Raw genomic sequence first — 21,796 nt, 5'->3', positions numbered from 1 at the left:
AGTCGCGCCATTTACTTCACCGCCAGCCCACCGGAGCCCCACCGTGACCCTTTCCTCGCCTCCCTCGCCCGAAGCCTGCGCCGCGCTGCGCAAGGCCTTGCTGAACCTGCACCGCACGCTGGTCGAGCAGGAGCGCATGGCCTACGAGAAGCTGCATGGCCGGCAGTCCGCAGGCGAGTTCCTGCAGGTCATGGCCTATGCCGACGAGATGCGCTGGCTGGAACCGCTGAGCCGCCTGATCGTGATGCTGGACGAGGCCATGGACGCCGACGGCGATGCCGCGCTGACGCCGCATGCCGTGGCCGAACGTGCGCGTGCGCTGCTGCGGCTGGACCGCGACAGCAGCGATGCTTTTGCAATCCGCTACGCGCTGCATTTCGACGCCTCGCCGGACCTGGCGCACGCGCACGCCGCCACGCTCGCAGCGCTGAAGGCCTAGGGCAATGCTGGCCTACGTCGCCGCAGGGGTGCGAGCCAACCCGGTGGCCGCTCGAAAGCGACCTTGCATGGCCAGCACAGCCAGACCTCGGTGCCCTGCCCTGGCTCGCTGCGAATGTGCAAGCGCCCGCCGGACTTTTCGGCCCGCTCGCGCATGCCAACCAGGCCCCAATGGCCGGGCCGGTTGCCACGGCTGAGCGTCTCGGCGTCCAGGCCCTTGCCGTCGTCACGCACGCGCAAGTGCAGTTCGCGCCGGTCGCGGCGGATCTCCAACTGCACGCTCGTTGCCTGCGCATGCCGGAAGGCGTTGGCCAGCGCCTCGCGGCCGGCCATGAAGGCCTCACCCAGCACATCGGCGCGCAGCGGCGGCAAGGCCTCGTCGGCCTGCACCTCGAAGCGCACGCCGACGGCCGCACTGGCCGCCGCCAGGTCTTCGCCGACGGCCGTCAGCGCGCACACCAGGTCCTGTTCGGACGGGTCCGGGTTGCGCAGGCCGTGCACCCGGTCGCGCGCTTCGGCAACGACCAGGTCGGCGCGGTCCAGGATGGTTTCCATCTCCTGGCGCCGCGGGTCGGTGCGCGGCAGCTTGCTGGCCGCGACCTGGAAGCTCAGCACCAGGCCTTGCGTGCCTTGCAGCAAGGTGTCGTGCAATTCGCGGGCAATGCGCTCGCGCTCGCGCAACCGCTCCTCGAAACGCATGCGGACGCGGCGCGTCAGCGTGCCCAGCCGCAGGCGGTACAGGCTCCAGGCAAGGAGCAGCGCCGCCAGCGCGCACAGTGCCATGAACCAGCCGGTCTGCCAGAAGCTGGGCGGGATGTCGAAGGTGACGGTGGCATCCGCCGCGGCGGGCACGCCATCCTCGTTCGTCGCGGCCACATGGAACTGGTAGCGGCCAGGCTGCAGGTTGGTGTAGAAGGCCTGGCGCCTCGCGCCGGCGGCCTGCCAGGCCGTGTCCACGCCGTCGAGCCGGTAGCGGAAGCGCACCAGCTCGGGCACGCTGAGGCTTGTCGCGGTGTAGTCGATCTGCAGCGTGTGCGTGCCGGCAGCCAGCGACAGCTCGGGCTGCAGCGGCTGCGCCTGCCCGTCGGCCGCCAGCGCCAGCACCTGCACCTGCGGCGCCACGCGGTTGCGGGGGACGTGGCGCGGGTCGATCCAGAACAGCCCGCTGGTGGTGGCGAACCAGAGCTTGCCGTCCGGCGTGGCGGCAGCCGAGGGCATGGGCCGCAGGTTTTCCGGCAGGCCTTCGACACCGGCATGCACGCCGAAGGTCTCGGCTTCCAGCGCGACGCTGCCACCGGCTGCGGCCACACGCCCCAGCGCGTCGGCCGCCACGCGCATCACGCCTGAAGCAGCGTTCAGCCACAGCTCGCCATCGGCGCTTCGCACCAGGCCGGAGACACCGGCAATGGGCTCGCCTGCCGCCGTGGTGACCGCGCGCATGCGGCCGTCCTGGTAAAGCGCCAGGCCGGTGGCGCCGCCGATCCAGGTGCGCGGCCCGTCCTGCAGGAAGGCCAGCACGTTGCCCACGGCCAGGCCCTGGTCCGGTCCCCAGCGCCGCACGCGGTCGCCCTGCAGCTGCAGCACCAGGCTGCCGGGGTAGCCCAGCCACAGGCCCTGCCCTTCGTCCGATGCGAGCGACAGCGGCGGCTTGTCCGGCAACCCGGCCAGCCCGCCATTGCGCAGCCATTGGCCGTCCTTCTGGCGGTAAAGCGCGCTCAGCGCGGCCGAGACCCAGAAGCCGCCTTCGCGGTCCTCGGCCATGGCCTGGACTTCGTAGTTTTCGCCAGCCGCCAAGAAGGGCTCGCGCTCGTAGCCGCGTGGGCCGCTGCGGTGCAGCTCGCCGTCACCGCCCACCCACAGCGTGCCGTCGCGGGCGCGGTAGAGGCTGGTGATGAAGTTGTCGTCGGCCTTGCCAAACGGTTCGCGGCGCGTGCCGGCCGCGCCGGTGCTGAACAGGCCCATGGCGTGGGTGCCGGCCATCAGCCGGCCATCCGGGCCGGGGGCGATGGCCACGTCGGCCAGCGGCATGCCGTCGGCCATCGCGCGCTTGAACTTGTGCGGCCTGAAGCGGTCCAGCCCGCCGTTGGTGCCGATCCACAGGTTGCCCTCGCGGTCCTCGAAGAAGCTGAGGAACTGGCTGCCGCTCAGTTCGCGGTCGCGCGGCCAGCGCTGCAGCGCAAGCGGCCGCGGCGTGTCGTCGCCCCCGCAGGCGGCGCAAGGCAGGCGCAGCAGGCGGCCGTCGCTGTGGCCCCAAAGCACGCCGTCGCTGTCCAGGAAGCGCAGCACCGAGGTCGCCTGCCGGCCGCTGCCCAGACGCGCCAGCGCACGCTGCGCAATGCCGCGCGGCGGGCCGCTCAGCGCGGCCACGCCCATGTCGTCGGCAATCCATGCGGTGCCGCTTGTGTCCAGCAGCAGGCTGCCGCTGACTTCGCTGGCCGCACGCCGCTTCACGAAGGCGCCGGCGCCGGGTTCGAGCGAGAACACGCCGGCCTCCGAGGCCACGGCCCAGAGCCGGCCTTCGCCATCACCCAGGAAGGCGCGAAAGCCCAGCACCTGCAGCGTCGCGCCGTCAGCCGTCTTCACCTCGTGCCAGCGTTCGCCGTCCAGGTAGAACACGCCAAAGCTGGTGGCGGCCCAGATGCGGCCGCGGTGGTCCGTGGCAAGGCCGAAGATGGAGTGCGCCGGCAGCCCGGAGGCCGGACCATATTGCTTCAGCTGGCCATCGCGAATGGCATAGACGTGGCCGAAGCGCGTGCCGGCCCACAGCTCGCCCGAAGGCAGGGCCAGCAGTTGGGTGACGTCGGCATCCGGCAGTGCCTGGCCACCGGGCGGGCGGTAGGGCAGGAAGCGCTGGCCGTCGAAGCGGAACAGGCCCTCGGAAGTGCCCAGCCAGAGAAAACCATCGGGCGTCTGGGCCAGCGCGTCGACGTTGCTCGGAGCGCCCTGGCGCGGCGCGTACATCGTGTGGCCGAGGTCGTCGAAACCGGCGGCGCCCACCGGCTGGGCCTGCGCCATGCCGGCCAGGCACGCGCTCAGCCAGGCCAGGCACAGCAACACGAATCGGGCAGTCGCACGGCGGCCGGGCGACCGCAGCAAGACCAACAACATGGAAGGAGCGGCAACGGCTGGGTGACGGTCCGCGGCCAGGGCCACGGGAGACAGCCGGCAGCATAGTCACACCCAGGCGCCTCGGCGCGTCACAGGCCCCGCGCCACCCACCTGCAGCAGGTCCGCATCGCCCAAATGGGAGAGGTGCAGCCACCCCCTTCGGCAGTCACTGTTGCATCCCGGCGATCCTGCTTTTCGCCGGAAAAGCGGCGCAACTCAGGCCGGCCGCGAGATGTGGCGCCAGACGAACCAGCTTTGCAGCTCGTGCAGCCGGATCAACTGGCTGACGATCAGGTCGTTGGTGCCGTCGTCGCCCAGCTCGGCTGCGGCGCGCGCCAGCGGCCGGGCCTCGCCGAGCACGAACTCATGTGCGTCCAGCAGGCGCTCGAGCTGGTGGTGCGCGGACTCGATGCCACGCGGCGCGCGCGACAGGCGCGACTCGCTGACCACGTCGCCGGCCAGCGCATGCGCCACACCGCCCAGCGTCTGCACCCGCTCGGCCAGCGCGTCCATCAGCTCAACCTGCGCTTCGTAGTGCTTGTCGAACAGCTGGTGCAGCTCGAAGAAGACCAGGCCGGCGGTCTGCCAGTGGGACTTCTTGTACAGGTCGCGCAGCGCCATGGTGTGGGCCAGCAGGCGGTTGAGCGCGGCCACGCTGGCATGGCGCACGTCGGCCGGCAGGCCGATGCGCACGTCGGCAAGGCTGCCGAAAGCTTGGGACACCGGCGCGGCTTCGGGCGTGAGGGGGGTGGTCATGTGAGTCCTTTTCTGCGAAGCACCCATTGGAGGCCTGGCGGGCTGCAACGGCATCGGGCGGTCTGCCGAGCCCGACTCGCCCGTCGGAGGCAGCGCAGGCTCTGCCATCTGGCCAGGCAGCGTGGCCACCAGGCGGCCGTACCTCTTTTTGGATATCGCTTTTCCGGCGGCGCTCCCTACAGTGCCCACATCCTGCGACCTCCATTTCCATGCCTCAAGAAAGACACGGTCCGGCGAGCCGATCCCGATCGCCCCGACCACGGCTTTCCCAGCGCCTGGTCGCCTGCTCCCTGTTGCCTGGCCACGCAGTGGGTGCCGCCTTGCAGGTGGGGCCCTTGTCCAGCGCCCTGCCCGGCTCGCCCGCTTTGGCGTGGAGCGCCGCGACGGGGCTTGCTGTGCTCGGCCTGGCCTTGGCCTGGCACAGCCGGCGGCGGCGGCGGCGCCGGCAGGCCCGCCGCGAGGACAGGCTGCGCGAGCGCGATCGGGTTGCCGTCGCGCTTTACGACGACCTGCTGCAGAGCACCCAGGGCCTGGTGCTGAACCTGCAGGTCATCGCCAGCCGCCTGCCGCCGGCCGAGGCACCCCGCCAGCAGCTCGAAGCCCTGCTCGACGATGCCGACGCCATCATTGCCGGCGCACGCGACCGGCTGCCCGAGCTGGGCGACCTCGGCGCCGACGAGCCGGACCTGGTCCAGGCCCTGGTGCGCCTGGGCGCGGACCTGGCGCTGCGCCACGGTGTGCAGTTCAGTTTCCACGGCGATGCGCAGTTGCCGCCGCTGCGGCCGGCCATCCGCCGCGAGGTCTTCTACATCGCCCGTGAGGCGTTGGCCAATGCCTGCCGGCACGCACACGCCGGTCGGGTCGCGCTGGAAGTCCACCACCAACGCCAGTCGCTGGCCTTCGTGGTGCGAGACGACGGCCGCGGCATCGACGTTCAGGCCCTCGCCGGCCCACCCCGGCCCGGCCACTGCGGCATCATGCGCATGACAGAACGCGCGGTGCGCATCGGCGGCAGCCTGCACATCGGCCGCCGCGAGGCCGGTGGCACCGAGGTCCGCCTGCAGTTGCGGCCGCAACGCCTCTTTCGCCGCACGCTGCCGCGCTGGCTGGCAGCGCCGCTGCAGCGGCTGCACAAGCTGCTCGACGTGCACCGCGCAAGCAACCCCGAGAAAGACAATCGATGAACGATGCCCCGCAGCCCGCTGCGCCCATCCGCCTGCTGGTGGCCGATGACCACATGGTCGTGCGCGCCGGCATCGTCGGCCTGGTGGACGCCGAAGACGACATGACCGTGATCGCCCAGGCCGACGATGGCCGCGCCGCGGTAGACGCCTTCCGCCAGCACCGGCCCGACGTCACGCTGATGGACCTGCAGATGCCCGGCATGGACGGCATCGAGGCGATCACAGCGATCCGCGCCGAGGCGCCGGACGCGCGCATCGTCGTGCTGACCACCTACGGCGGCGACGCGCAGGCCGTGCGCGCGCTGCGCGCCGGCGCAAAGGGCTACCTGCTCAAGACGATGATCCGCGGCGAGATGCTGAGCGCCATCCGCGCTGCCCACCAGGGCCAGGATTTCATCCCGCCGACAATGGCCGCCGCCATCGGCGCGCACGCCGGCCAGCAGCCGCTCTCGCCGCGCGAGATGGAGGTGCTGCGCATGGTCGCCAACAGCGGCCGCAACAAGCTGGCCGCGGCCGAGATGGGCATCACCGAAGGCACCATCAAGGTCCACATGAAAAACATCCTGGCCAAGCTCGAAGCCAAGGACCGGGTGCAGGCCGTGATGATCGCGCTGCGCCGCGGCATCATCGACCTGGACCCCTGACCCGGCGCGCGCGCCCTTCGAGCAGCGCTACCTCTTTTTGTGTACAGCCTGGAGACGACACAGTCCCTACGATCCTGATCAAGGACTCAGACATCTCATCACTGTTCAGGAAAAAGCCATGCCCCAATTCGCCGCCCTTGCCCAACGTGTCGTCGTCAAGCACACCGAACCCATCCTCGCGATGGGCCTGATGTCCGCGCTGGGCCAGGTGCCCGAATTCGAGGTGTCGGTCGACACCACGGCCTCCGCGCTGGTCGAACACGGCCGCGGCGCACGCGTCATCGTCTGCGACCACCAGGCCGCCATGCAGCTCGACAACCCCGGCCGCGCCGGCATCGTCGCGATGGCCGGCAAGCCGCGCGAATTCGAGATCCAGCGCGCAATGGAAAAAGGCGTGCTCGGCTACGTCGCCAGCGGCTGCAGCCTGGCCGAGCTGCAAAGCGCCGTGCGCGCCGCAGCCCAAGGCCGGCGCTACCTCTGCCCGGTCGCCGCGCAGGAACTCGCCAACAGCCTCAGCACCGAAGCCCTCACCTCGCGCGAACACGACGTGCTGACCCTGCTGGCCCAAGGCTGCTGCAACAAGACCATCGGCAACCGCCTGGCCATCGCCGCCGGCACCGTCAAAGCCCACGTGCGCGCCATCCTCGCCAAGCTCGACGCCAGCACCCGCACCGAAGCCGCCAACATCGCCATCGCCCGCGGCCTGCTGCCCGAACCGACGGTGGCTGCGGCGGACACCGGCGCGTGGCGTGTGCCGGCGTTCATGCCGCGCGCGCAAGGTGGCTTGCAGCAGCACGCACTGGCTGCCTGAGCGCGAGACAAGCGCCGGCATCCTGGCCCTGAGGTTTCAGGCCGGGTCCGTGTCGGGGATGTTCGATGGCGGCGTGGGTTCGTGCGCCGCGGAGGGCTCGGCGAGCCAGCGCTCCTGCGACGCGCGCAAATGCGTGAACATTGCAGCGGCCGCCGCCTGGGGGTCGCGCGCCTCCAACGCGTGGTACACGGCTTCGTGTTCCTGCAGCGCGGTGGTCCAGGTGTGCACGTTCTCGGACCGTCCGCGCATGTGCGACGAGATCGGACTGTGGCGGCCGTCGAACAGTTCGCCGACCAGCCGCACCAGCACCGAGTTGCCACCCATCTCGGCGATGCTCAGATGGAAGCGCCGGTCTGCGTCGACTGGTGTGCGCCCGCGTGCGTGCTCGCGTCGCATCGCCCGCAGGCTCTCCGCAACGCGGTCGAGACCGGCACGCGTGGCGCGAGCCGCGGCCAGCGTGATCACGGCGCCTTCGAGCGCGGCGCGCGCCTGCATCAGCTCGATGGCACTTTCGCCGAGCGCCGGCGTGCCGTGCTCGACCGCGGCGGGCGGCGCGCAGACATAGACGCCCGAGCCCATGCGGATCTCGACCCGACCGTCGATTTCGAGCGCGATCAGGGCCTCGCGGAGGGACGGCCGCGAGACACCCAGCTGCAGCGCGAGCTCGCGCTCCGGCGGCAGCCGCGAACCGACGCTGAACGCGCCGTCCTGGATGACGGCGCGGATCCGGTCGGCCACCTGCTGGTACGACCTGCGCGCATCGACGGTACGGGAAGAGGAAGGCATTCAGAAAGTTCTTGAAAGGAATTGGCCTGACCAGCGGCGGGAAGCGCCTGCCACCCAGGCGCAGGCCCGACACGCCCGCGCCAGTCTCGCTCACGGCGCCCCGGGGACAGGATGGGGTTTGTACTGGTCAGGCCAAATCGTTTTTGTGGCAAATTGGCTTTACCAATTCTCAAGCCTTCGATTTTTCCTGACCTCGCTGATGTCTTCCCCTGGTTCGTCCGTGCTGCCGCCGTTGCTCCAACTGAGTGGCGTGACAAAGCGCTTCCTCAACGTCACCGCGCTCGCCGGCGTCAGCTTCGATGTCCGGCGCGGCGAGGTGCACGCCGTCTGCGGCGAGAACGGCGCCGGCAAGTCGACGCTGATGAAGATCATCAGCGGCATGCATGCGCCCGATGAAGGCCAGCTCCGTTTCGAGGGCGAAGAGATGCGCTTCGGCTCGACGCAGGCTGCGCAGGCCAAGGGCATCGTGATGATCCACCAGGAGCTGAACCTGGTGCCGCACCTGGATGTCGCGGAGAACATCTTCCTCGGCCGGGAACCGCGCCGCGGGCCGTTCGTTGACCGGGCCCGTCAGCGCGCCGGCGCGCAGGCCTGCCTCGACCGGCTGGGCATCACGATCCGGCCCGATGCGCCGGTGGCAGGCCTGTCGGTCGCCCAGCAGCAGATGGTCGAGATCGCCAAGGCGCTGTCCATGAACGCCGAGCTGCTGATCATGGACGAGCCGACCTCTTCGCTGACGGACACCGAAACTGCGCAGCTGTTCAAGGTGATCCACGAACTCAAGCGCGCTGGCGTCGGCATCGTCTACATCTCGCACCGGCTGGACGAGATGGCGGAGATCGTCGACCGCGTCACGGTGCTGCGCGACGGTCGCTACGTCGCGACCATGGACCTGGCGGCCACGTCCATCGACGAGATCGTCTCGCTGATGGTCGGCCGCGCGCTCGACGACAAGTTCCCTGCGCCGACACGCCAACGCGGCGGCGAGACCGTGCTGGCGGTACGCGGCCTGCGCCGCAAGGGCGCGTTCGGCCCTGTCGACTTCGAGCTGCGACGCGGCGAGATCCTGGGCTTTGCCGGGCTGATCGGCGCAGGCCGCACCGAGGTCGCGCGCGCGGTGTTCGGCGCCGACCCGGTCGATGCCGGAGAGGTGCTGCTGCACGGCCGCAAGCTGGACATCCGCTCGCCCATCGATGCGATCCGCCACGGCATCGCCTACCTGTCCGAAGACCGCAAGGCGCATGGCCTGGCGGTGAAGATGACGGTCGCCCAGAACGTCACGCTGGCCAACATGCGGGCCATCTCCAGCCGCCTTGGCTTCATCCGCTTCGCCGACGAGACTGCTGCGGCGCGGCGCTACATCGAAGCGCTGGGCATCCGCACGCCGTCGGCCGACCAGGTCGCCAGGTTGCTTTCGGGCGGCAACCAGCAGAAGGTGGTCATTGCGAAATGGCTGTTCCGCGATTCCCGCGTGATCTTCTTCGACGAACCCACGCGCGGCATCGACGTGGGCGCCAAGTACGCGATCTACGAACTGATGGACAAGCTCGCCGCCGACGGCATCGGCGTGGTGCTGATCAGCTCGGAGCTGCCGGAGATCCTCGGTCTCACCGACCGGGTCTGCGTCTTCCATGAAGGCTCGCTGACCAAGATCCTGGAGACACGCGCCACCAGCCAGGAAGAAATCATGCACCACGCCTCCGTGCGTTCGTCGACAACGGCGACGCACGCTCCCACGCTCCAGACCACTGCACCATGAACGACAGACAGAAGGATCTCATCCAGAAATTCGCGGCGCTGGCGGGCCTGCTGGTGCTCGTGGTCGTGTTCTCCACCACGAGCAACTCGTTCTTCACGCTCGGCAACGGCATGACCGTCGCCTTGCAGGTCACCTCCATCGTCTATCTCGGCATCGGCGCGACCTATGTGATCCTGACCGGCGGCATCGACCTGTCGGTGGGCTCGATCCTGGCGTTGTCGGGCGTCGTCGCAGCGCTTGCCGTGAAGGCCGGGATGTCGGTGCCGCTGGGCATGACGCTGGGCATCATGGTGGGCGCACTGTGCGGCGCGATCAACGGGCTGCTGGTGACGCGGCTGAAGCTGCCGCCGTTCATCGCGACGCTGGGCATGATGCTCGTGGCGCGCGGCGTCGCGCTGCAGATCACCGGCGCGCGCGCCATCTCGGGCCTGGGCGACGCCTTCGGCGAGCTCGGCAACGGCTCGCTGTGGCGCGTGGTCAAGCTCGATGCACGCGGCTTTCCGGACGTGGTCTTCCCCGGCATCCCTTATCCGGTGCTGCTGATGATCGTGCTGGCGGTGATCGCCAGCATCCTGCTGACCCGCACCACGCTGGGCCGCCACATCCACGCGGTGGGCTCCAACGCCGAGGCGGCGCGGCTGTCGGGCGTCAACGTCGGACGGGTCGTGATGTTCGCGTATGTGGTGTCCGGCGCGCTCGCCGGCCTCACCGGCTGCGTGCTGATGTCACGCCTGGTCACCGCGCAGCCCAACGAGGGTGTGATGTACGAACTCGACGCGATCGCCAGCGCGGTGATTGGCGGCACCTCGCTGATCGGCGGGGTCGGCACGATCTCCGGAACCATGATCGGCTCGTTTGTCATCGGCATCCTGCGCAACGGCTTGAACATGAACGGCGTCTCGGCGTTCACCCAGCAAATCATCATCGGCCTGGTCATTCTTCTGACCGTCTGGATCGACCAGATGCGCAATCGCCGATGACGTTGCCCCGGCCGCAAGGCCTTCTCGAACCGCCCCACCACAACATCGACAGGAGACAGACCATGAACCGCAGACTTCCCCGCTTGCTGCTGCTCAGCTCGCTCGCGCTCGCATCCATTGGCGCTTGCGCCGGCGAGATCGCCGTGATCGTCAAGACCACCAACTCCAACTTCTGGCAGAACGTCAACAAGGGCGCTGAAGCCGCGATCAAGGAGGGCAAGGGCCACACCATGACGTTTTCAGGTCCGGCATCCGAATCGGCCGTGGCCGACGAGGTGAACCTGGTCGAGAACGCCGTCAATCGCAAGGTCGACGGCATCCTGCTCGCCGCCTCCGACCCCGACGCACTGGTCCCCGCACTGAAGAAAGCCTGGGAGGCCAAGATCCCGGTGGTCTTGATCGACTCGATGGTGTCGGATGCCGGCAAGGCCTACTACCAGTCCTTCCTGGCCACCGACAACAAAGCTGCCGGCGAAATGTGCGCCAAGGAAATGATCGCCAAGGTCGGCACCACCGGCAAGGTCGCCATCATGTCCTACGTCGCAGGTGCCGGCTCCGAGGTCGGCCGCGTCGGCGGCTTCAAGGAATACCTCCAGGCGCATTCCAAGCTTCAGGTCGTCGGCCCGTTCTACTCCCAGTCGCAGATGGCGACCGCGCTCAACCAGACGACCGACGTGCTGGCCTCGAACGCGGACCTCAAGGGCATCTTCGGCGCCAATGAACCCACCGCCGTCGGCATGGGCCGCGCGCTGGTGCAAAGCGGCAAGTCCGGCAAGGTCGTCGCCATCGGCTTCGACGGCAACGAGGACCTGCAGAAGTTCGTGCGCGACGGCACGCTCGTGGCCACCGCCGTGCAGAGTTCGTACCAGATGGGCTACCTCGGCGTGAAGACGCTGGCCGAGGTGATCGCCGGCAAGCAGGTGCCCAAGTTCCGCGACACCGGCGTGGTGCTGGTGACCCGCGGCAACGTCGACAAGCCCGAAGCCAAGAACGTCCTTTACTGAACTGCCGGACCCGGCGCGCACCGCGCGCCCGGTCCCGGTCTCCACATCGCCATGCAAGCAAGCGCTCTTCGACCCATTGCCGGCGGCCGCCTCGCACTCAGCGCGCTCGGCCTGGGCACCTCGGCCCTTGCCGGGCTCTACGCGCCGGTGAGCGCGCACGATGCTGAAGAGACGCTGGCAGAGGCCTGGCAGGCCGGGCTGCGCTACTTCGACACCGCGCCGTTCTACGGCTACACGCGAAGCGAGCGGCGGGTCGGCGCCTTTCTGGCCGAACGCCCGCGCGACGCGTTCGTGCTCGGCACCAAGGTCGGGCGGCTGATGCGGCCAGACCCGGGCGTCGCGCCCCTGGACGATGGATGGGCAGATCCGCTGCCATTCCGTCCCGTCTTCGATTACAGCCGCGACGCGATCCTGCGATCGGTCGACGACAGCCTGCAGCGCCTGGGACTCGCCCACATCGACATGCTGCTGGTGCATGACATCGGCCGCATGACGCATGGTGAGCAGCACGACAGGCACTGGGAGGCGCTGACCCGCGGCGGCGGCTTCCGCGCGCTGGAGGAACTGCGCGCCGAGGGCCGGGTGGCCGCCATCGGCCTGGGCGTCAATGAGGCTGCGGTGGCGCGCGACGCGATGGGCGAAGTCCACCTGGACTGCACGCTGCTCGCAGGCCGCCACACCTTGCTGGAGCAAGGCGCGCTGGGCTTTCTCGACCAGTGTGCGAAGGCCGGCACCGCGATCGTCGTCGGCGGGCCATTCAATTCGGGCCTGCTGGCCGGGCAGGCGAAATTCGACTACGCGGACGCACCGCAGTCCGCGCTCTCCCGCGCGGCAGCGCTGCGCGCAGCCTGCGCCGAATTCGACGTGCTGCTGGAGGCCGCCGCACTGCAGTTCCCGCTGGCGCATCCTGCCGTCGCCGCAGTGCTCTGCGGCATGCGCAGCGCTGCGCAGGTGCGGCAGAACGTCGCGTGGTTCGAGCGTGCCATCCCCACGGCCTTGTGGGACGCCCTGCGCGAACGCGGGCTGGTCGACCCGCAGTCACCCTGCCCCGCCGGGAGCGCCGCATGAGGGTCGACGCGCATCAGCACTTCTGGCGCATGGCGGATCGCGCCGGCGCCTGGCCGCCGGCGGAACTGCACGCCATCCACCGTGATTTCGGGCCGCAGGACCTCGCGCCGCTGCTGCGCGAGAACGGCATCGACGCGACGGTGCTGGTGCAGTCGCTGCCGACTGCAGAAGACACCGCCTTTCTTCTCGAAACCGCGCGCAGCACCGACTTCGTGCGCGGCGTGGTCGGCTGGGCCGACCTGAAGGCCGCTGACGCGGCCCACACCATCGAGGCGCTCGCCCGGGACCCGCTGCTCAAGGGCCTGCGCCCGATGCTGCAGGACCTGCCCGACGACAACTGGATTGCCGACCCCGCGCTGGCGCCTGCCGCTGCCGCGATGGCACGCCACGGCCTGGTGTTCGACGCGCTGGTGATGCCGCGGCACCTCGCGTCGCTGCACAGCTTCGCCGCCGCCCATCCGACGCTCGCCATCGTCGTCGACCACGCCGCCAAACCGTCCATCGCGCGCGGCACGCTGGCGCCATGGCGCACGGACATGGCGCGGCTGGCCGCGCTGCCGCACGTGCATTGCAAGCTCTCCGGCCTGCTCACCGAGGCCGCCCCGGGCGCCGGGCGCGGGGCGTTGCAGCCCTTCGTGCAGGCGGTGTGGACGCTGTTCGGTCCGCACCGGCTGCTGTGGGGCAGCGACTGGCCAGTGCTTCGGCTGGCGAGCGACTACACCGCATGGCGCGCAATGGCCGAAGCGCTGATCGACGCCGTCGATCCTGCGCCCTCGGACGCCGACCGCGCTGCGCTTTTCGGCGGCAATGCCGCCGCCCTCTACCGACTCTGAACCCCCTCATGCTCACCGTCCTCTGCGAAACCCCTGGCCGCCTCGTCGCCCAAGACCGCCCGCGCCCCGTGCGCCAGCCCGGCGAGGTGATGCTGCGCGTCAAGCGAGTCGGCATCTGCGGCACCGACCTGCACATCTTCACGGGCAACCAGCCTTACCTGAACTATCCGCGGGTGATGGGGCATGAGTTCTCCGGCATCGTCGAGGAGACCGATCCGGCAAGCCCGCTGCAGGTCGGCGATCCGGCCTATGTGATGCCCTACCTGTCCTGCGGCCACTGCATCGCCTGCCGGCAGGGCAAGACCAATTGCTGCACCGACATCCGGGTGCTCGGCGTGCATCGCGACGGCGCGCTGACCGAGCTGCTGTGCGTGCCGGCCGGGTTCGTGCACGCTGCGACCGGTGTCAACCTGGACCAGGCAGCGATGCTCGAATTCCTGGCCATCGGTGCGCACGCGGTGCGCCGTGGCGAGATCGTGGCCGGCCAGCGCGTGCTGGTGGCCGGCGCAGGTCCCATCGGGCTCGCCGTGATGCTGTTCGCCAAGCTGCGCGGCGCCAGCGTGACGGCGCTGGACACGCGGCGCGACCGCCTGGACTTCGCGACCACGCACCTGGGCGTTGACGCAGCGGTGACTGTGGGTGACGGCGACACGGAAGAACTGGCCCGGCTGACCGACAACGAGTTTTTCGATGCAGTGTTCGATGCCACCGGCAACGCCAAGGCGATGGAGCGCGGATTCCGCTTCATCGCGCATGGCGGGCGCTATGTGCTGGTCTCCATCGTGCAGGGCAACATCGCCTTCTCGGACCCGGAATTCCACAAGCGCGAGGCCACGCTGCTGAGCAGCCGCAACGCAACGACCGAGGACTTCGAGACGGTGCTCGCGGCCATGCGCGCAGGCCTGGTGCCCGACGCGGCACTGGCCACGCACCGGCTGGCGCTGGCGAACGTCCCTGCCGGATTCGAGCGCCTGCTCGATCCGGCCGAGGGCGTCATCAAGGCCATCATCGAATGCTGAGCGCCTGACGATGCCACTCGGCCATCCCATTCTCCAGTTCGGCACCAGCCGCTTTCTGCAGGCGCATGTGGACCTGTTCGTGTCGCAGGCGCTGGACGCCGGCCAGGCGCTGGGCGGCATCACCGTCGTGCAGACGACAGGCAGCGCGCAGGGCGCGGCGCGCGTCGCGGCGCTGGCCGAGGGCCGCGGTTACCCGGTGCGGCTCCAGGGCCTGATGCACGGGCGGGAAGTCGATGAGCTGTGCCATTGCCACGCCGTGAAGGCGGCACTGAGCACCACCACGCAATGGCACCGCGTGCGCCGCGAGTTGGCCGAAGGTGGCGTGCAGGTCGTGGTCTCGAACACCGGCGACGCGGGCTGGCAACTTGCCGACGCAGACGGCCCCGGCCTTGCCGCGCCCGACGCCGCCGCGCCGCAGGCGTTTCCCGCCAAACTGCTGGTGCTGCTGCACGACCGCTGGCTGGCCCAACCGGAGGCTGCGCTGAGCCTGCTGCCGTGCGAACTGGTGTCGCGCAACGGCGACCGCCTGCGCGAACTGGTCGCCGGCCTTGCCAGGGCCTGGCAGCTGCCGGCGGCGTTCGAGGACTGGCTGCGCGGTCATCTGGTCTGGGGCAACTCGCTGGTCGACCGGATCGTGTCGGCGCCGCTGGCGCCGGCCGGGGCGATCGCGGAGCCCTATGCACTGTGGGCGATCGAGCGAACCGCCGGGCTGATCGTTCCCTGCAGCCATCCCGCCATCGTCGCAACCGATGCGCTCGAGCAGTTCGAGCGGCTCAAGCTCTGGCTGCTCAACCTGGCGCACACGGTGCTCGCGGAGCTTTGGCTGCGCGAGGGCCAGCCGGCCGGACGCACGGTGCTGGAGGCCATGCATGTCGCCGCGTGGCGTCTGACGCTGGAGGGCGTGTGGACCGATGAGGTGCTGCCGGTGTTCGACGCCCTGGGTCAGGGCCCGGCCGCGCCGGCCTATCGGGACGAGGTTCGCGAGCGGCTGCTCAACCCGTTTCTTGCGCATCGCCTGGCTGACATCGCGGGCAACCACGACCAGAAGAAGGCGCGCCGCCTGGCGCCCGTGGTCGCGGCGGCCCGCGAGCACGCGCCGGCGCTTGCCCAACCCTGGCTGCTCGGCGCCATCGCGTCGTCCGGCCCAACCAATCAGGATCCGTCATGAAACGAATGGGAACGGTGCCCGGCGGGGCGGAGGTGTGCCATGTCGGCTGAGACCCAGGCTCCGGCGGTGCTGGTGCTGCATCCGGACGACAACGTCGCCGTGGCCCGCGCCGTGCTGATGGCGGTTCGCAACGAGATTCCCGCGGGCCACAAGATCGCGCTCGCAGACATCGCAGCGGGCGCCGTGGTGCGCAAGTACGGCCAAGTCATCGGCACGGCCACCGCGCCCATCGCCGCGGGCGAGCATGTGCACGTGCACAACCTGGACATGGGCGACTCGCATCCGCTGCATGGCGTCGGCCATGCCTACGTGCCGACCCGGCCCGTGGAGGTGCCCGCCACCTTCGAGGGCTACCTGCGCGCAGACGGCGGTGTCGGCACGCGCAACTTTGTCGGCGTGGTGTCCAGCGTCAATTGCTCCGCGACGGTGTGCAAGGCCATCGAGAAGGCATTCTCGGGCGCTGCGATGGCCGAGTGGCCGGGCGTGGACGGCGTCGTCGCGATCACCCACGGCGGCGGCTGCGGCCTGAGCGGAAGCGGCGAGGGCATCGAGTTGCTGCAGCGCACGCTGCGCGGCTACGCTGCCCATGCCAACTTCGCGGCCGTGCTCATCATCGGGCTGGGCTGCGAGGTGAACCAGGTCGACGGCCTGGTCGACCCGCGGCTCGCGGCGATTCCCGGGCGGCTGCGCACGATGACCATCCAGGATGCAGGCGGCACCCGCGAGGCCATCGCCAAGGGGGAGGCCATCGTGCGGGAGATGCTGGATCTCGCGGCCACCGCCCGCCGCACGACGCTGCCCGCGAGCCGGCTTGTCGTCGGCCTGCAGTGTGGCGGCTCGGACGGCTATTCAGGCATCAGCGCCAACCCCGCGCTCGGCGCTGCAGTCGACCTGCTCGTGCGCCATGGCGGCACCGCGATCCTGTCGGAGACGCCCGAGATCTACGGCGCCGAGCACCTGTTGACGGCGCGCGCCGCGCGGCCCGAGATCGCCGAACGCCTGATGGCCCGGCTGCGGTGGTGGGAGGATTACACCGGCAAGAACGGCGGCGACATGAACAACAACCCGTCGCCCGGCAACAAGGCAGGCGGCATCACCACCATCCTCGAGAAGTCGCTCGGCGCCGTCGCCAAGGGCGGCAACACCGGGCTGATGGACGTGGTCGAGTATGCCGAGCGGGTCACCGCGCACGGGTTGGTGTTCATGGACACGCCCGGCTACGACCCGGTCTCGGCCACCGGCCAGGTCGCCGGCGGCGCCAACCTGATCTGCTTCACCACCGGGCGCGGCTCAACCTACGGCTGCAAGCCCACGCCGTCCATCAAGCTGGCCACCAACACCCCGATGTTCGAACGCATGCGCATGGACATGGACTTCAATGCCGGCGAGATCGTCGACGGCACGCTGGATGTCGCGCAGGCAGGTGAGCGCCTGTTCCAGCTCATGCTGGCCACGGCCTCGGGACAGCACACGCTGAGCGAGCAGCACGACCTTGGCCACAACGAATTCGTGCCGTGGCAACTCGGGGCCGTGATGTGAGCGCCAGCGCAACGTTGGACGTCCTGACCGCTGGCGAGGCGCTGGTCTTGCTGGCGGCAGAGGAGACAGGCAGCCTGCATGCCGTCGAGCGGTTCCGCCGGTTCAGCGCCGGGGCGGAGTTGAATGTGGCAATCGGCCTGGCGCGCCTCGGCTTGCGCGTCGGCTACCTGACCCGGCTGGGCGACGATGCCTTCGGTCGCTTCCTCGCCGAAGTCCTTCAGCGCGAAGGCATCGTCGCGGACTTCGCGAGCGTCGATCAAGGCAGCTCCAACGGCTTCATGCTGAAGTCGCTCGAAGCGGACGGCACCGATCCGCAGATCGAATACTTCCGCCGCGGTTCTGCGGCCAGCCGCATGCACGCAGGGGATCTCGCCCGCCTGGACGGCACCCGGGCACGCCACCTGCACCTCACGGGCATCCTGCCCGCGCTGTCGCCTGGCTGCGGCGAGCTGACGCAAAGGCTCGCCGAGCGCGCGCGCAAGCAGGGCAGCAGCCTGTCGTTCGACCCGAACCTGCGCCCGCGCCTGTGGCCGGACCGCGAGCAGATGATCCGCTCCATCAACGGTTTCGCGGCCATCAGCGACCTGGTGCTGCCCGGCCTGGCGGAAGGGCAGCTGCTGACAGGCCGAACACAGCCCGACGACATCGCCGCTTTCTACCTGGCGCTGGGCGCAGGAGCCGTCGTGGTCAAGCTGGGCCCGGACGGCGCCTATTGCGCCAACCAGCAGGGACTTCGCGCACACGTCCCAGGCGTCCGGGTGCAGCGAGTGGTCGATACCGTGGGTGCAGGCGATGGCTTCGCGGTTGGCGTCGTCAGCGCGCTGCTCGAGGGGTTGACGCTGGAAGCGGCGGCGCAACGCGGCTGCGCCATCGGGGCGCGCGTCGTTCAATTCCCGGGAGACTGCGACGGCCTGCCCACGCGGGCTGAGCTGCAGGTTTGACCCTGCGGCCACTGGAGGCCGTTGGCCCTTCCTGAAACGCACACCGCGCGCCGCTGCCATCGAGCGCCTTATCCCAGATGCGTGCCATCACCACGAGATCAGCGGCGTGCGATGCAGCCAGGCATCGCTTTGCACCTGGTCAAGCACAAAGCTGGCGACGTCGGCTCTCGCGATGCTGCCGCCATGGAACCCAGAAAGATCCGTCAGTGCGCGGACGGCAGGCCGAGTTGCCTTGTCGTTCAACACCGATGGCCGTACCAGCACCCACTCCAGCCCGCTGTTCCGGACCACGGCTTCCTGACGGTTCTTGTCGGCGTAGACCTTTCGCAGAAGAGCGGGAAAGATCACACGGTCGAACAGAAAGCCTCCGTGTCCAGCGCTGTCGCCCGCACCCATGCCGGTGATGCAGACCAGGCGGGTGATGCCTTCCGCCTGCATCGCATTGACCAGCGAGCGGGTCGCGGTCGAAAGCAGCGTCACTTCCCGGAACGGGCTGGCCGGCGTACCCAACGCACTCACGACCGCATCAATGCCCTTCAGGGCCTTGCGCAGTGCGCTTTCGTCACGCGCGTCTCCAACGATGATTTCCGCGCCCTCCAGTCCATTGGCTTTCTCCGGCGAGCGCACCAGCGCGCGCACCTGATGTCCGCGCGCGAGCGCCTGCCTGACGATCAGCTGACCGGTTTTCCCAGTGGCACCGAGAACCAGAAGCTTGGGACGGGCCGGCGATCCGCCGGTGGCGATGTGAGTGCTCATGAAAAACTCCGGTTTGTTGAAACAGGCCTCGATGGTCGTTGTTCCCATTTCGTTCCGATAGCCGTCAAATTTGGACGGCTCGTCCCATGCGCGGAACATGCTGAACTTGCCTGCAGTCTTCGACTTGAACCTTTGTCGCTCGCCACGGGAGCGCGCGGCGCACGTCGCTGGGCGCGAGCTGCGTAAGGAGCGCCTCAGCGCTTTGGTAGAAACGGGTTGATGGCCGCCACGGCATCGTCGAATCGGCCCTCTTTCTCGGCGTTGCGCATGAAGTCGACACCTTCCACGAGGATCTCGTGCGGCGTGGGCGTCTGCTGGAAGATCGCCATGACCTGATCGGCAAATGTGTCGAGCGGCATGAAGCGCTCATTGGTCTTCTGGCCAGGGGTCAGGTCCGTCTGCACCGCGGGCGGCACCAACTCGATCACTTCGACCCTGTCCTTGAGGACCGCACGCAGCGACACGGTGTAGCTGTGGATCGCTGCCTTGATCGCCGAGTAGGTCGGCGCAATGACCAGGGGCACGAAGGCGAGACCCGAACTCACATTGACGATGGCCGCATCGGGCTGGCGGGTCAGGTGCTCGATCAGTGCGTTCGTGAGGCGGATGGGCCCGAGCAGGTTGCTGGTGACGCTGGCTTCGGCATCGCTCAGGTCTCGGTATTTGTCCAGGCCAGGCTCCATGCGCATGATGCCGGCGCTGTTGACCAGCACGTTGACTTCGGGGAAGTCCTTGATGAGCTTCTCCGCAAACGCCGCGACGTTCACGGGGTCGTCCATGTCAAGCGTGAGCGCGTGCATGCGCGGCCGGTCCCCGACCGCCTTCTTCAGCGTTTCCATGCGCCGGCCCGCGATGATCACGGTGTTGCCGAGGTCATGGAAGCGATGCGCAAGCGCCTCGCCGATGCCGGTTCCGCCGCCGGTGATGAGGATGGTGTTCTGCGTGGTTTTCATTTCGGTGTTCCTTTCAGAGATGCGTTCTGCTCTGTGCCAAAGACCTGGCGTTCTTCGGAGGTGGCAGCTCAGGCCGAAGCCGAGGTCTCGGCAACGAAGGCGCGGTAGGAGCGCAGCGGCCGGCCCAGCAGCGTCGTCAGGCGTTCGACGTCACCGGCGTCGGGGTTCATGCCTTCGGTCAGGAAACGCTCGCTCATCAAGCGCATGTCGTAGGCCATCCAGCCCGGCATGAAGTTCAGCAGGTTCTTCTCGAAGCCTGCGGTGTCGTCGCCGCCGTAGTTGATCGGGCGACCCAGAACGTCCGACCAGATGCCGGCGACGTCGCTTCCCGTCAGCGCGTCCGGGCCCACGAGGTTGATCCGGCTGAGCGGCAGCGACCCCGGTGCTTGTTCGCGGCGCAGCAGCTCGAGGGCCGCGATTTCCGCGATGTCGCGCGTGTCGATCATGGCCAGGCCCTTGCTGCCGATGGGCATCGGATACACGCCGTAGCCGGTGATGACGTCCTTGACCGTGAGGTCGTTCTGCATGAAGTACGCAGGCCGCAGGATGGTGGCGCCGAAGCCCATCTGCTCGAGCATCCGCTCCACGCCGAACTTGCCGGCGAAGTGGGGCACGTTCAGGTACTTGTCGCTGTGGATCACCGACAGGTAGACGATGCGATCGATGCCGGCGTCGCGCGCCAGGTTGAGCGTGACCAGGGCCTGCGTGAACTCGTCGGGAACCACGCCGTTGAGCAGGAACAGCGTGGAAGTGCCGGCCAAGGCTCGACGCAGCGACTCGACGTCGAGCAGGTCACCTTGAACGACTTCGACGCCGGCAGGGAACTGGGTCTTGGCCGGGTCGCGGACGAGTGCCCGCACGGCGGCGCCCCGGTCCACGAGTTGCTGAACGACTTGGCGGCCGATGGCGCCAGAGGCGCCGGTGATCAGGATGGTCATGAAAAACTCCGTGTGTGGTTGAAGCGAGACCAGATCTTCTTCGTTCCTCATGAAGGCCGATAGCCGTTATATTTGGACACTTCGTCTCATGGGTGGAACAGATGGATTTGCTTGCGCTGGCTGACTTCAACCTGGTTGCCCGACACGGGGGCGTGGGGCGTGCAGCGCGCGAATCGGGTCGTCCAAAGGCCACGCTGTCGCGGCGCGTGGCAGATCTGGAAAGCGGCCTCAACCTGCGGTTGTTCGAGCGGGGCGCGAGGGCGCTGAAACTCACCGAAGAGGGACGCGCCCTGTACGAGAGGACTTCGGCGCTGCTGCTCGAAATCGACGAAACAGCTGCGGCGATCACGTCGGGCGGCGCGACGCCGCGAGGCAGCTTGCGGGTGAGCGCGCCGCTGCTCTTCTCGCAGGCCGCCATGGGGAAGCTCGCAGCCAGGTTCGCGCTGCAGTACCCCGAGATCCGCCTTGAGGTCACCACCGAGGACCGGGCGGTGGACATGGTGGAGGAAGGCTACGACCTCGTGATCCGCGTCAACCCCGACGCGGATGCGAGGCTGGTGGGGCGGATCATCGTGAGGGATCGCCTGGTTGTGGTCGCCAGTCCGCAACTCAAGCCACCTGCAGGCCAGGCGACGGTGCCAGCCGTCATGCGAGGCGGCAGCTTCGGCGCCGCGACATCTTCCTGGGAGTACACCGGCGCGTCTGGCAAGCAGAAGCGCATCACCGTGAGACCCGCTTTGAGTCTTGCCTCGTTGTTCATGGTGCGGGACGCCGTTCGCGCGGGCGTCGGTGTGGCGCGCGTGCCGATCTCTCTGGTGACCAAGGATCTGGCCGCCGGGAGGCTGGTGTGCTGGGGCGACGTCGAAGGCCCGGAGATTGCGCTGTGGGCCTTGTACCCCTCTCGCCGGCTGCTGAGCGCCCGTGTATCGACCTTCCTGGAGTTCTTGAAGGCGTCGTTTCCGACAGGGTCGCCAGATGAACTGGCGGGCTTCATCGACTGAGCCGCGCCGCACTGGGCGGCAAATACAGCCGATGGTTTCGGAATTTCAGCTTTTCGGCCTTCAACAAGCGTCGGCGACACCGTATTTCGGAGTTCCAGGAATTCCTTTTC

General features: G+C 68.8%; 20 protein-coding genes. 14 read left to right on the top strand and 6 right to left on the bottom strand.

Annotated elements, in window-relative coordinates; genetic code table 11:
* Window positions 1-43: 43 nt before the first annotated feature.
* Window positions 44-439 (top strand): hypothetical protein, encoded by a 396-nt coding sequence (locus tag ACAH41_RS10990; protein ID WP_325654445.1) that lies wholly within the window; start codon window positions 44-46, stop codon window positions 437-439.
* On the opposite strand, the gene ACAH41_RS10985 is transcribed toward ACAH41_RS10990, so the two are convergent.
* The gene (locus tag ACAH41_RS10985; protein ID WP_325654443.1) at window positions 436-3,546 is read right to left on the bottom strand and encodes a two-component regulator propeller domain-containing protein; all 3,111 of its coding nucleotides are present in this window, start codon (window positions 3,544-3,546) and stop codon (window positions 436-438) included. The genes ACAH41_RS10990 and ACAH41_RS10985 overlap by 4 nt on opposite strands.
* A 216-nt stretch (window positions 3,547-3,762) precedes the next feature.
* Complete coding sequence (locus tag ACAH41_RS10980; RefSeq protein WP_325654442.1) at window positions 3,763-4,302, bottom strand: DNA starvation/stationary phase protection protein; 540 nt, start codon at window positions 4,300-4,302, stop codon at window positions 3,763-3,765.
* Window positions 4,303-4,637: 335 nt separating this feature from the next.
* Between ACAH41_RS10980 and ACAH41_RS10975 the strand changes: the two genes are divergently transcribed.
* The 3 genes from ACAH41_RS10975 (at window position 4,638) to ACAH41_RS10965 (ending at window position 6,941) form a co-directional block, all read left to right on the top strand.
* On the top strand, window positions 4,638-5,486 hold the full coding sequence (locus tag ACAH41_RS10975; protein WP_325654440.1) for an ATP-binding protein: 849 nt from the start codon (window positions 4,638-4,640) through the stop codon (window positions 5,484-5,486).
* Window positions 5,483-6,130 carry a response regulator transcription factor gene (locus tag ACAH41_RS10970; RefSeq protein ID WP_325654438.1) on the top strand — a complete coding sequence of 216 codons (648 nt, stop codon included), beginning with the start codon at window positions 5,483-5,485 and terminating at the stop codon, window positions 6,128-6,130. The genes ACAH41_RS10975 and ACAH41_RS10970 overlap by 4 nt, the downstream gene beginning before the upstream one ends.
* 118 nt (window positions 6,131-6,248) lie before the next feature.
* Window positions 6,249-6,941, top strand: coding sequence for a response regulator transcription factor (locus tag ACAH41_RS10965; protein WP_325654436.1), 693 nt, complete (start codon window positions 6,249-6,251; stop codon window positions 6,939-6,941).
* A gap of 36 nt (window positions 6,942-6,977) precedes the next feature.
* Here ACAH41_RS10965 and ACAH41_RS10960 read toward each other — a convergent pair whose 3' ends face one another.
* The gene (locus tag ACAH41_RS10960; protein ID WP_325654434.1) at window positions 6,978-7,727 is read right to left on the bottom strand and encodes a FadR/GntR family transcriptional regulator; all 750 of its coding nucleotides are present in this window, start codon (window positions 7,725-7,727) and stop codon (window positions 6,978-6,980) included.
* A 199-nt stretch (window positions 7,728-7,926) separates the two neighbouring features.
* Between ACAH41_RS10960 and ACAH41_RS10955 the strand changes: the two genes are divergently transcribed.
* The 9 genes from ACAH41_RS10955 (at window position 7,927) to ACAH41_RS10915 (ending at window position 18,038) form a co-directional block, all read left to right on the top strand.
* Window positions 7,927-9,486 carry a sugar ABC transporter ATP-binding protein gene (locus ACAH41_RS10955; protein WP_325654432.1) on the top strand — a complete coding sequence of 520 codons (1,560 nt, stop codon included), beginning with the start codon at window positions 7,927-7,929 and terminating at the stop codon, window positions 9,484-9,486.
* Window positions 9,483-10,466 carry an ABC transporter permease gene (locus tag ACAH41_RS10950; RefSeq protein ID WP_325654429.1) on the top strand — a complete coding sequence of 328 codons (984 nt, stop codon included), beginning with the start codon at window positions 9,483-9,485 and terminating at the stop codon, window positions 10,464-10,466. Before ACAH41_RS10955 ends, ACAH41_RS10950 begins: the two co-directional genes overlap by 4 nt.
* Window positions 10,467-10,528: 62 nt before the next feature.
* Entirely contained in the window at window positions 10,529-11,470 is a 942-nt protein-coding gene (locus tag ACAH41_RS10945) for an ABC transporter substrate-binding protein (protein ID WP_325654427.1), read from the top strand.
* A 51-nt stretch (window positions 11,471-11,521) separates the two neighbouring features.
* Window positions 11,522-12,538, top strand: coding sequence for an aldo/keto reductase (locus ACAH41_RS10940; protein WP_325654425.1), 1,017 nt, complete (start codon window positions 11,522-11,524; stop codon window positions 12,536-12,538).
* On the top strand, window positions 12,535-13,371 hold the full coding sequence (locus ACAH41_RS10935; RefSeq protein WP_325654423.1) for an amidohydrolase family protein: 837 nt from the start codon (window positions 12,535-12,537) through the stop codon (window positions 13,369-13,371). Before ACAH41_RS10940 ends, ACAH41_RS10935 begins: the two co-directional genes overlap by 4 nt.
* An 8-nt stretch (window positions 13,372-13,379) precedes the next feature.
* A complete protein-coding gene (locus ACAH41_RS10930) occupies window positions 13,380-14,390 on the top strand; it encodes a zinc-binding alcohol dehydrogenase family protein (protein WP_325654421.1) in 1,011 nt (336 codons plus the stop codon).
* 10 nt (window positions 14,391-14,400) lie between these two features.
* A complete protein-coding gene (locus ACAH41_RS10925) occupies window positions 14,401-15,558 on the top strand; it encodes a mannitol dehydrogenase family protein (protein ID WP_325654419.1) in 1,158 nt (385 codons plus the stop codon).
* 39 nt (window positions 15,559-15,597) lie between these two features.
* Window positions 15,598-17,097 carry an altronate dehydratase family protein gene (locus ACAH41_RS10920; protein WP_325654417.1) on the top strand — a complete coding sequence of 500 codons (1,500 nt, stop codon included), beginning with the start codon at window positions 15,598-15,600 and terminating at the stop codon, window positions 17,095-17,097.
* A gap of 14 nt (window positions 17,098-17,111) precedes the next feature.
* On the top strand, window positions 17,112-18,038 hold the full coding sequence (locus tag ACAH41_RS10915; RefSeq protein WP_325654415.1) for a sugar kinase: 927 nt from the start codon (window positions 17,112-17,114) through the stop codon (window positions 18,036-18,038).
* 87 nt (window positions 18,039-18,125) lie between these two features.
* Here ACAH41_RS10915 and ACAH41_RS10910 read toward each other — a convergent pair whose 3' ends face one another.
* The 3 genes from ACAH41_RS10910 to ACAH41_RS10900 form a co-directional block, all read right to left on the bottom strand.
* On the bottom strand, window positions 18,126-18,893 hold the full coding sequence (locus ACAH41_RS10910; RefSeq protein WP_325654413.1) for an SDR family oxidoreductase: 768 nt from the start codon (window positions 18,891-18,893) through the stop codon (window positions 18,126-18,128).
* Between the two features lie 95 nt (window positions 18,894-18,988).
* Complete coding sequence (locus tag ACAH41_RS10905) at window positions 18,989-19,747, bottom strand: SDR family NAD(P)-dependent oxidoreductase (RefSeq protein ID WP_325654411.1); 759 nt, start codon at window positions 19,745-19,747, stop codon at window positions 18,989-18,991.
* A gap of 68 nt (window positions 19,748-19,815) precedes the next feature.
* The gene (locus ACAH41_RS10900) at window positions 19,816-20,685 is read right to left on the bottom strand and encodes an NmrA/HSCARG family protein (RefSeq protein ID WP_325654410.1); all 870 of its coding nucleotides are present in this window, start codon (window positions 20,683-20,685) and stop codon (window positions 19,816-19,818) included.
* A 101-nt stretch (window positions 20,686-20,786) separates the two neighbouring features.
* On the opposite strand from ACAH41_RS10900, the gene ACAH41_RS10895 reads away from it, so the two are divergent.
* The gene (locus ACAH41_RS10895) at window positions 20,787-21,686 is read left to right on the top strand and encodes a LysR family transcriptional regulator (protein ID WP_325654408.1); all 900 of its coding nucleotides are present in this window, start codon (window positions 20,787-20,789) and stop codon (window positions 21,684-21,686) included.
* Window positions 21,687-21,796: the final 110 nt, after the last annotated feature.

This window comes from Ideonella sp. (assembly GCF_041287625.1).
GTDB lineage: Bacteria > Pseudomonadota > Gammaproteobacteria > Burkholderiales > Burkholderiaceae_C > Ideonella.
Note: the sequence above shows the minus strand (reverse complement) of the source record. Positions and strands in the feature narration are given on the sequence as shown.

Bases quoted from the DNA above. Each gene is read 5' to 3' on its own strand.
- ACAH41_RS10950 (WP_325654429.1), top strand. From the start codon at position 9,483: ATGAACGACAGACAGAAGGATCTCATCCAGAAATTCGCGGCGCTGGCG.
- ACAH41_RS10955 (WP_325654432.1), top strand. From the start codon at position 7,927: ATGTCTTCCCCTGGTTCGTCCGTGCTGCCGCCGTTGCTCCAACTGAGT.
- ACAH41_RS10895 (WP_325654408.1), top strand. From the start codon at position 20,787: ATGGATTTGCTTGCGCTGGCTGACTTCAACCTGGTTGCCCGACACGGG.
- ACAH41_RS10905 (WP_325654411.1), bottom strand. From the start codon at position 19,747: ATGAAAACCACGCAGAACACCATCCTCATCACCGGCGGCGGAACCGGC.
- ACAH41_RS10910 (WP_325654413.1), bottom strand. From the start codon at position 18,893: ATGTTCCGCGCATGGGACGAGCCGTCCAAATTTGACGGCTATCGGAAC.
- ACAH41_RS10935 (WP_325654423.1), top strand. From the start codon at position 12,535: ATGAGGGTCGACGCGCATCAGCACTTCTGGCGCATGGCGGATCGCGCC.
- ACAH41_RS10960 (WP_325654434.1), bottom strand. From the start codon at position 7,727: ATGCCTTCCTCTTCCCGTACCGTCGATGCGCGCAGGTCGTACCAGCAG.
- ACAH41_RS10930 (WP_325654421.1), top strand. From the start codon at position 13,380: ATGCTCACCGTCCTCTGCGAAACCCCTGGCCGCCTCGTCGCCCAAGAC.
- ACAH41_RS10900 (WP_325654410.1), bottom strand. From the start codon at position 20,685: ATGACCATCCTGATCACCGGCGCCTCTGGCGCCATCGGCCGCCAAGTC.
- ACAH41_RS10965 (WP_325654436.1), top strand. From the start codon at position 6,249: ATGCCCCAATTCGCCGCCCTTGCCCAACGTGTCGTCGTCAAGCACACC.
- ACAH41_RS10920 (WP_325654417.1), top strand. From the start codon at position 15,598: ATGTCGGCTGAGACCCAGGCTCCGGCGGTGCTGGTGCTGCATCCGGAC.
- ACAH41_RS10925 (WP_325654419.1), top strand. From the start codon at position 14,401: ATGCCACTCGGCCATCCCATTCTCCAGTTCGGCACCAGCCGCTTTCTG.
- ACAH41_RS10945 (WP_325654427.1), top strand. From the start codon at position 10,529: ATGAACCGCAGACTTCCCCGCTTGCTGCTGCTCAGCTCGCTCGCGCTC.
- ACAH41_RS10940 (WP_325654425.1), top strand. From the start codon at position 11,522: ATGCAAGCAAGCGCTCTTCGACCCATTGCCGGCGGCCGCCTCGCACTC.
- ACAH41_RS10970 (WP_325654438.1), top strand. From the start codon at position 5,483: ATGAACGATGCCCCGCAGCCCGCTGCGCCCATCCGCCTGCTGGTGGCC.
- ACAH41_RS10985 (WP_325654443.1), bottom strand. From the start codon at position 3,546: ATGTTGTTGGTCTTGCTGCGGTCGCCCGGCCGCCGTGCGACTGCCCGA.
- ACAH41_RS10980 (WP_325654442.1), bottom strand. From the start codon at position 4,302: ATGACCACCCCCCTCACGCCCGAAGCCGCGCCGGTGTCCCAAGCTTTC.